The following is a 7733-nucleotide window of genomic DNA, read 5'->3' as shown; positions in this document are numbered from 1 at the left end:
CCGTCGTCGATGACGGCCAGCTCGGCGCCGACCTCGACCGTCTCGTCCTCGGCGACCTTGATGGAGGCCAGGATGCCGGCGGCCGGCGAGGGGATCTCGGTGTCCACCTTGTCGGTCGAGACCTCGAGCAGCGGCTCGTCGACCTCGACGCGCTCGCCCTCGGCCTTCAGCCAGCGGGTGACAGTGCCCTCGGTGACGCTCTCACCGAGCGCCGGAAGGGATACGGAAACCGCCATGGTTTCTGTTGCTCCTTACGAATGTGCAATGCGCGGCAACGCAGTGCGGAAGTCTGTGGGGTCGGTCGTCGCGCCCATGCGACAGTGCGACAGGCGGGAACGAGGTCAGTCGTGCGAGTGCAGCGGCTTGCCCGCGAGGGCCAGGTGGGCCTCGCCGAGCGCCTCGTTCTGGGTCGGGTGGGCGTGGATGAGCTGGGCGACCTCGGCCGGCAGCGCTTCCCAGTTGTAGATCAGCTGGGCCTCGCCGACCTGCTCGCCCATCCGGTCGCCGACCATGTGGACGCCGACCACGGCACCGTCCTTGACCTGGACGAGCTTGATCTCGCCCGCGGTCTTCAGGATCTTGGACTTGCCGTTGCCCGCCAGGTTGTACTTCAGAGCGACGACCTTGTCCGCGCCGTAGATCTCCTTGGCCTTGGCCTCGGTGATGCCGACGGAGGCGACCTCCGGGTGGCAGTACGTCACACGCGGCACACCGTCGTAGTCGATCGGAACGGTCTTGATGCCGGCCAGACGCTCCGCCACCAGGATGCCCTCGGCGAAGCCGACGTGCGCGAGCTGGAGGGTCGGGACGAGGTCACCGACGGCCGAGATGGTCGGCACGTTGGTCTGCATGTACTCGTCGACCAGGACGTAGCCGCGGTCCATCGCGACGCCCTGCTCCTCGTAGCCGAGACCGGCCGAGACCGGGCCGCGGCCGATGGCGACCAGGAGGACCTCGGCCTCGAAGGTCTTGCCGTCGGCGAGGGTCACGCGGACGCCGTCCTGCGTGTACTCGGCCTTCTCGAAGAAGGTGCCGAGGTTGAACTTGATGCCGCGCTTGCGGAACGCGCGCTCGAGAAGCTTCGAGCTGTTCTCGTCCTCGACCGGGACGAGGTGCTTGAGGCCCTCGACGACCGTGACGTCGGTGCCGAAGGACTTCCACGCCGAGGCGAACTCGACGCCGATGACGCCGCCGCCCAGGATGATCGCGGACTGCGGGACGCGGTCCAGGGTCAGCGCGTGGTCCGAGGAGATGATCCGGTTGCCGTCGATCTCCAGGCCCGGCAGCGACTTCGGCACGGAGCCGGTCGCGAGCAGCACGTGGCGGCCCTGGATGCGCTGTCCGTTGACGTCGACCGACGTCGGGGAGGACAGCCGGCCCTCGCCCTCGATGTACGTGACCTTGCGGGAGGCGATCAGCCCCTGCAGGCCCTTGTACAGGCCCGAGATGACCTCGTCCTTGTACTTCTGGACGGCGGGCATGTCGATGCCCTCGAAGGTCGCCTTCACGCCGAACTGCTCGGACTCGCGAGCCTGGTCGGCGATCTCACCGGCGTGCAGCAGCGCCTTGGTGGGGATGCAGCCGACGTGCAGGCAGGTGCCGCCGACCTTGTTCTTCTCGATCAGGGCGACATCGAGACCCAGCTGCGCTCCGCGCAGGGCCGCGGCGTAGCCGCCACTGCCACCGCCGAGGATCACTAGGTCGAAAACGGTGCTGGCGTCGTTCGCCACGTCACGTCCTCCATGCATGTGCGCCGTACGCCGGTCTCCAGTGACCGGGCGGCGGCTGGTGTCCGGCCGCTCTTTGCTTCGGCCCTCGGGTGGGGGCCCTGTCCTGCCGGCACCCATCCTCGCACTTGTCGAAGGAGTGCGGGACGTCGGGCCGGGGTCTGAGACGGCGGTTACACCCGAATCGACCGTGCCGGGCTCGGAGGAACCTACGGATTTCGTCGAAAGCGAACGGCCCCGGGTGCGGGTGCACCCGGGGCCGAACACGTCGGTCACCTGCGAAGAAGCCGGACTCAGCCGAGGTCGCCGGCCGCCGTGCGCTCCGCGAGACGGACCAGCGTGCGCACCGCCGAACCCGTGCCGCCCTTCGGCGTGTAGCCGAACGGGGCGGCCTCGTTGAAGGCCGGGCCCGCGATGTCGAGGTGGGCCCACGTGATGCCCTCGCCGACGAACTCCTGGAGGAACAGACCGGCGACGAGACCGCCGCCCATCCGCTCGCCCATGTTGGCGATGTCGGCGGTGGAGGACTCCATGCCCTTCTTCAGGTCGGCCGGCAGCGGCATCGGCCAGGCCGGCTCGCCCGTCTCCTCGGCGACCTCGTGGATCGACGTACGGAAAGCGTCGTCGTTGGCCATGATGCCGAACGTGCGGTTGCCGAGCGCCAGCATCATCGCGCCGGTCAGCGTCGCCACGTCGACGATCGCGTCCGGGTTCTCCTCGGAGGCCTTGGCGATCGCGTCGGCCAGGACCAGGCGGCCCTCGGCGTCCGTGTTGAGGACCTCGACCGTCTTGCCCGAGTACATGCGCAGCACGTCGCCGGGGCGGGTGGCGGAGCCAGACGGCATGTTCTCGGCGAGGGCCAGCCAGCCCGTCACGTTGACGTCGAGCTTGAGGCGGGCGGCCGTGACGACGGCGGCGAACACGGCGGCGGCACCGGCCATGTCGCACTTCATCGTCTCGTTGTGCCCGGCAGGCTTCAGGGAGATGCCGCCCGAGTCGTACGTGATGCCCTTGCCGACGAACGCGAGGTGCTTGTCCGCCTTGGAGCTCGTGTACGACAGCTTCACCAGGCGCGGCGTCGAGGCGGAACCGGCGCCGACGCCGAGGATGCCGCCGTAGCCGCCCTTGATGAGCGCCTTCTCGTCGAGCACCTGCACCTTGATGCCGTGCTCCTTGGCCGCGGCCTGGGCGACGGCGGCGAAGGCCTCCGGGTTCAGGTCGTTCGGCGGGGTGTTGACCAGGTCGCGGGCGCGGTTGAGCTCCTCGCCCAGCGCGACGGCGCGCTCGACGGCGGCCTTGTAGGCCTTGTCGCGCGGCTTGCCGCCGAGGATCGCGACCTCGGCGAGCGGCGCCTTGCCGTTCTTCTTCGCGTCCTTGGCGGACTCCTTGTAGGCGTCGAAGGAGTACGCGCCGAGCAGCGCGCCCTCCGCGATCGCACCGGCGTCCTCGGCGTCCTCGACGGGGAGGGCGAGCGCGGCCTTCTTCGAACCGGCCAGGGCGCGGGCCGCGACACCGGCGGCACGCCGCAGGGTCTCGGCGGCGAACACGTCGTCCTTCTCGGGCAGGGCACCGAGACCGACCGCCAGCACGACCGGAGCCTTGACGCCGGACGGCGCGGGGAGCTTGGTCACCTCGCCCTCGGCGCCGGAGGCACCCAGGGTCTCCAGGACGGAAGCGAGCTTTCCGTCGAACGCCTGGTCCACGGCCTCGGCGCCCGGCGCGACGACCGGGCCCTTGTCGCCCTTCGCGACACCGACGACGAGCGCGTCGGCGCGGAGGCCGGTGGCCGTAGCGGTGCTGAGAGTCAGAGCAGTCACGGTGGTGAGGTCCCTCTTTCGTTGTCGGGGTCGGGTGGCCCGCAGGCGAGCCTACGCCGGTGTCTCACCATGTGACCCGCGGAGGGTGCACTTACAGCGCAAGTGCTATCAGAGCGGCCGTCGCCGCGACCTCGGCCAGCGCCCCGAAGACATCCCCCGTCACCCCTCCGAACCGCCGCACGCACCGGCGCAGCAGCAGCTCCGCCGCGCCGCATCCCAGGACGACGGCGACCGCCCCCGGCAGGGAGACGCCCGCCGTCACCCCGACCACGGCCACGCCCGCCAGCAGTGCGGCCCGGGGCCCGACCGTGCCGGCGACCGCGGCGCCGAGCCCTTCGGGGCGGGCCGGCGGGACCCCGGCGCGGGAGGCGAGGGTGAGGGCGAGGCGGGCGGTCACCGCGGCGACGGCGGCCGCGATCGCGCCCCGCGCCCAGGACTCGCCGTAGAGCTGGGCCAGGACGGCCACCTGGGCGAACAGCACGAGCACGAGGGTGACGACGCCGAACGGGCCGATGTCCGACTGCTTCATGATGCGCAGCGCGTCCTCGGCGGGCTTCCCGCTGCCGAGCCCGTCGGCGACGTCCGCGAGCCCGTCCAGGTGCAGCCCCCGGGTGAGCGCGGCGGGCACCGCGACGGAGGCGACCGCGGCGAGCAGCGGGCCCGCGCCGAGCAGGGTCAGCGCCCCGCCGAGCGCGGCCGCGCAAAGGCCCACGACGAGACCGGCGAGCGGCGCGCACAGCATGCCCGTGCGGGCCGCTTCCCGGTCCCAGCGGGTGACGGTGACGGGCAGCACCGTGAGCGTGCCGAAGGCGAAACGTATGCCGTCGGGCAGGGAGGCGCGGGAGTTCACATCGGACACCGGGGGAGGTTACCCGGACAGTCGTCGAGGGCGGGCGGCGCCCGGGGCCCGGCGGCAGGATGGGCCCATGGGCGACTGGTGGTACCGGAACATCACGGAGCCGGGCAAACTCCCGCTGCTGCTCGCGCTGCTGTCCTTCATGGCGACGTTCCTGATCACCCGCACCATCACCCGGATGATCCGGGCCGGCCGCGGCCCGTTCCGGAACATCACGCCGGGCGGGGTGCACATCCACCACGTGGTCCCCGGGGTCGTGCTCACCGTCGTCGGCGGGTTCGGCGCGGTCGGCAGCGGCCGGCACGGACTCGCCGCGTCCGTCTGCGCGGTCGTCTTCGGGATCGGCGCGGGCCTCGTGCTCGACGAGTTCGCCCTGATCCTGCATCTCCAGGACGTCTACTGGAGCGAGCAGGGGCGGCGCAGCGTCGAGGTCGTGGTGCTCGCCTCGGCCCTCGGCCTGCTGGTGATCGGCGGCTTCTCGCCGCTCGGCGTCAACGACATGACGGACCAGGAGCAGAACGACCGGGTCTCCCTCGTGTCGACGCTGTTCATCAACTTCACGTTCGTGTTCATCACGCTGCTCAAGGGCAAGCCGCGGCTCGCGGTCATCGGCGTGCTCGTGCCGTTCGTCGCCTGGTTCGGGGCGCTGCGCCTGGCGCGGCCCGGCTCGTACTGGGCGCGCCGCTGGTACCGGAAGCGGCCCCGCGCCCGCGCCCGGGCCGGACTGCGGGCCTATCGGCACGAGCGCCGCTGGTCCCGCTTCGACCGCGGCTTCCAGAACCTGATCGGGGGTACCCCGGACCCGGAGCGCAAGCCGCCTCCGTCCTGACGCCGCGCCCGCGCCCGCGCCCGCGCCGCGCACAGCAGGAGCACGGCGGCGATCGCGGCGAGATGCTCCTTGCCCGCGAGATTGGGCTTGAGCGCGCACTCGACCCCCATCGCAACGACGACACAGGCGGCCGTCCACCGGGCTCCGTAACGCACGCACACGTACACGGCGAGCCCGACGACCGCCGCCGACGGGCCCGTGTCGACGACCCGCGCGTCCGAGGCGGGCAGGCCGAACGGGCTGCCGGGGCCGAGCGCGACGCCGAGCCGCGCGTACAGGGTGCCGGTGAGCGTGGCGACGTAGGCGATGACGAGGGTGCGGGGCCGGCCCAGGCAGATCTCCGCGACGCCGAACACCACCAGGACCTGGCCCAGCGCGCCCCACACCGGCAGGTCGAGGGCCGGGACGAACAGGGAGAGCGGGGTGCGCAGCAGGGCCAGCCACCACGGGTCGGCGGCCCGCACCGCGCCGACGTCCTGTACGAACCCGTAGCCCCAGGGCCGGTTCTGCACGTACTGGCACGCGGCCGTCAGGCACACCGCGGCGAGCGTCATCGGGACCGCCCGCCACCGGCGCGCCACGAGAGCGCCCCGCACGGTGCTCAGGAGCGGGCCCCATTCGCGGTGCGCCCAGCGGCGCACCGCGGTCATCAGTGGTGCTCCAGCCGCCTGCGGCGCAGCCACGAGGGCAGGCCCGGCACCTCGAGGAATCCCTCGGCGCGGGCCGACGCGATGCCGATGCGCGGCAGGTCGGCGCTCTTCTCGAAGAGCAGGAAGCGGGGTTCCCAGATGGGCCGGTACTTGGCGTTGGCCCGGTACAGCGATTCGATCTGCCACCACCGCGAGAAGAAGCTGAGCAGCGAGCGCCACAGGCGCAGCACCGGGCCCGCGCCGAGTCGCGAGCCACGCTCGAAGACGGAACGGAACATCGCGAAGTTCAGCGACACCTGTGTGATCCCGATCTCCGTGGCACGCTGCAGGAGTTCGATGACCATGAACTCCATCAGGCCGTTCTCCGCGTCCCGGTCACGGCGCATCAGATCGAGGGAGAGCCCGTTCGGCCCCCACGGCACGAACGACAGCATGGCGCGCAACTCGCCCTCCCCGTCGGAGCATTCGAGCATCACGCACTGCCCGTCGTGCGGGTCGCCGAGCCGGCCGAGCGCCATCGAGAAGCCGCGCTCGGTGGCGCCGTCGCGCCAGTCGTCCGCCCGCTTCAGGAGCCGCTCCATCTCCGCCTCGGGGATGTCCTCGTGGCGCCGGATGCGGACCGTGTAGCCGGCCCGCTTGACCCGGTTGAAGGCCTGGCGGACGGTGCGCATGGCCCGGCCGTCGAGGGTGAACTCCTTGGTCTCCACGATGGCTTCGTCGCCGAGCTCCAGGGCGTCGAGACCGTGCCGGGCGTAGATCGTGCCGGCCTCCTCGCTCGCGCCCATCACCGCCGGGAGCCAGCCGTGCGCCCGCGCCTCGGCGAGCCAGGGCTCGATCGCGCCGGGCCACGCCTCGGGGTCACCGATGGGGTCGCCGGAGGCGAGGGAGACGCCGCTGACGACTCGGTAGGTGACGGCGGCCTTGCCGGTCGGCGACCACACGACGCTCTTCTCGCGGCGCAGCGCGAAGTAGCCCAGCGAGTCGCGCTCGCCGTCCTTGTCGAGCAGCACCCGCAGCCTGGACTCGTCCTCGGGGGAGAGGGGGTCGACGGCGCGGCGGGAGCGGAACGCGGCGTAGACGACGGCGATCAGCAGGGCCGTGGACAGGATGTTGATGACGACGTTGACCCAGTTCGGGGTGGAGATCCCGGCGTAGTGCGCGTCGTTCGAGGCGACCGACAGCATGCGCAGGGTGCCGTAGCGCCAGCGCTCCAGGAACGTCGAACGGTGCTCGTCGTGGGCTTGGTTGGTGACCGTCACCAGGAACGTGGCGAAGAGGGAGGTGACCAGCAGCCCGCCGACCGCGACGACCGCCGCCAGTTTCGGGTTCGAGCGGTCGCCCTTCGCGTAGAACTCGCGCCGCCCGACGATCAGCGCCGCCACGAACAGGGCGGTCAGCACGAGCGAGATCCAGTTCTGGGCGTGCCCGCGCACCTCGGGGAAGAACATCACCAGGGCGAACAGCACGAGGAACAGGCCGCTCAGCACCAGGTTGAGGATCCACGCGGCCCGCTTGCGGCGACGCATCGTGACGGCGAGGAACGCGGCCACGAGCGCGGAGGAGAAGCCGGCCGCCAGCAGGTACGGGGTGAAGTAGTTCTCCTCGTTGTGGCGGCGCAGGTCCTGCCCGAACGAGACCCAGACCGCGCTCAGCAGGTTGATGAACGTGACGACCCGGAGATACCAGACCGTGAAGCCCGCGGCGCGGCGCGAGGCGGGTGTGCTTGTCGTGACGGCTGCTCCCATGCGGGCGAGCATATTGCGGCTTTTTGCCCAGTTCGGCCAGCGGCGCGGGGCCGTTTCCGGGCGCGGCCGGGCACGAGAAAGCCGCGGGCGCGTCCGCTCGTGGGGGAGC

The 7733-nt window shown here is 71.6% G+C and carries 7 protein-coding genes; 1 reads left to right on the top strand and 6 read right to left on the bottom strand.

Annotation, left to right across the window (positions count from 1 at the left end; all coding sequences use genetic code 11):
• The 4 genes from ACFW9D_RS36930 to cobS form a co-directional block, all read right to left on the bottom strand.
• On the bottom strand, nt 1-236 hold a 236-nt coding region (locus ACFW9D_RS36930), incomplete at its 3' end, for a biotin/lipoyl-containing protein (protein WP_384629721.1).
• Between the two features lie 105 nt (nt 237-341).
• Nucleotides 342-1730 carry a dihydrolipoyl dehydrogenase gene (gene lpdA / locus ACFW9D_RS36925; protein ID WP_188339331.1) on the bottom strand — a complete coding sequence of 463 codons (1389 nt, stop codon included), beginning with the start codon at nt 1728-1730 and terminating at the stop codon, nt 342-344.
• A gap of 290 nt (nt 1731-2020) precedes the next feature.
• The gene (locus ACFW9D_RS36920; protein WP_384629718.1) at nt 2021-3544 is read right to left on the bottom strand and encodes a leucyl aminopeptidase; all 1524 of its coding nucleotides are present in this window, start codon (nt 3542-3544) and stop codon (nt 2021-2023) included.
• 91 nt (nt 3545-3635) lie between these two features.
• Nucleotides 3636-4403 (bottom strand): adenosylcobinamide-GDP ribazoletransferase, encoded by a 768-nt coding sequence (gene cobS, locus ACFW9D_RS36915; RefSeq protein ID WP_384629715.1) that lies wholly within the window; start codon nt 4401-4403, stop codon nt 3636-3638.
• Between the two features lie 67 nt (nt 4404-4470).
• Between cobS and ACFW9D_RS36910 the strand changes: the two genes are divergently transcribed.
• Nucleotides 4471-5229, top strand: a complete 759-nt coding sequence (locus ACFW9D_RS36910; protein ID WP_188339334.1) for a hypothetical protein — start codon at nt 4471-4473, stop codon at nt 5227-5229.
• Here ACFW9D_RS36910 and ACFW9D_RS36905 read toward each other — a convergent pair.
• Together ACFW9D_RS36905 and ACFW9D_RS36900 are read right to left on the bottom strand one after the other, a co-directional pair.
• Entirely contained in the window at nt 5133-5879 is a 747-nt protein-coding gene (locus ACFW9D_RS36905; RefSeq protein ID WP_384629712.1) for a hypothetical protein, read from the bottom strand. The two genes, ACFW9D_RS36910 and ACFW9D_RS36905, sit on opposite strands and share 97 nt — an antisense overlap.
• A complete protein-coding gene (locus ACFW9D_RS36900) occupies nt 5879-7624 on the bottom strand; it encodes a phosphatidylglycerol lysyltransferase domain-containing protein (protein WP_384629709.1) in 1746 nt (581 codons plus the stop codon). Before ACFW9D_RS36900 ends, ACFW9D_RS36905 begins: the two co-directional genes overlap by 1 nt.
• Nucleotides 7625-7733 lie beyond the last annotated feature (109 nt).

It is taken from the genome of Streptomyces sp. NPDC059524, from assembly GCF_042749255.1.
GTDB classification, from domain to species: Bacteria; Actinomycetota; Actinomycetes; order Streptomycetales; family Streptomycetaceae; genus Streptomyces; species Streptomyces xanthii.
This window is presented reverse-complemented; position numbering and strand designations above follow the sequence as displayed.

Coding starts and splice junctions, on each gene's coding strand:
- ACFW9D_RS36900 (WP_384629709.1), bottom strand. CDS start 7,624: ATGGGAGCAGCCGTCACGACAAGCACACCCGCCTCGCGCCGCGCCGCG.
- ACFW9D_RS36910 (WP_188339334.1), top strand. CDS start 4,471: ATGGGCGACTGGTGGTACCGGAACATCACGGAGCCGGGCAAACTCCCG.
- ACFW9D_RS36905 (WP_384629712.1), bottom strand. CDS start 5,879: ATGACCGCGGTGCGCCGCTGGGCGCACCGCGAATGGGGCCCGCTCCTG.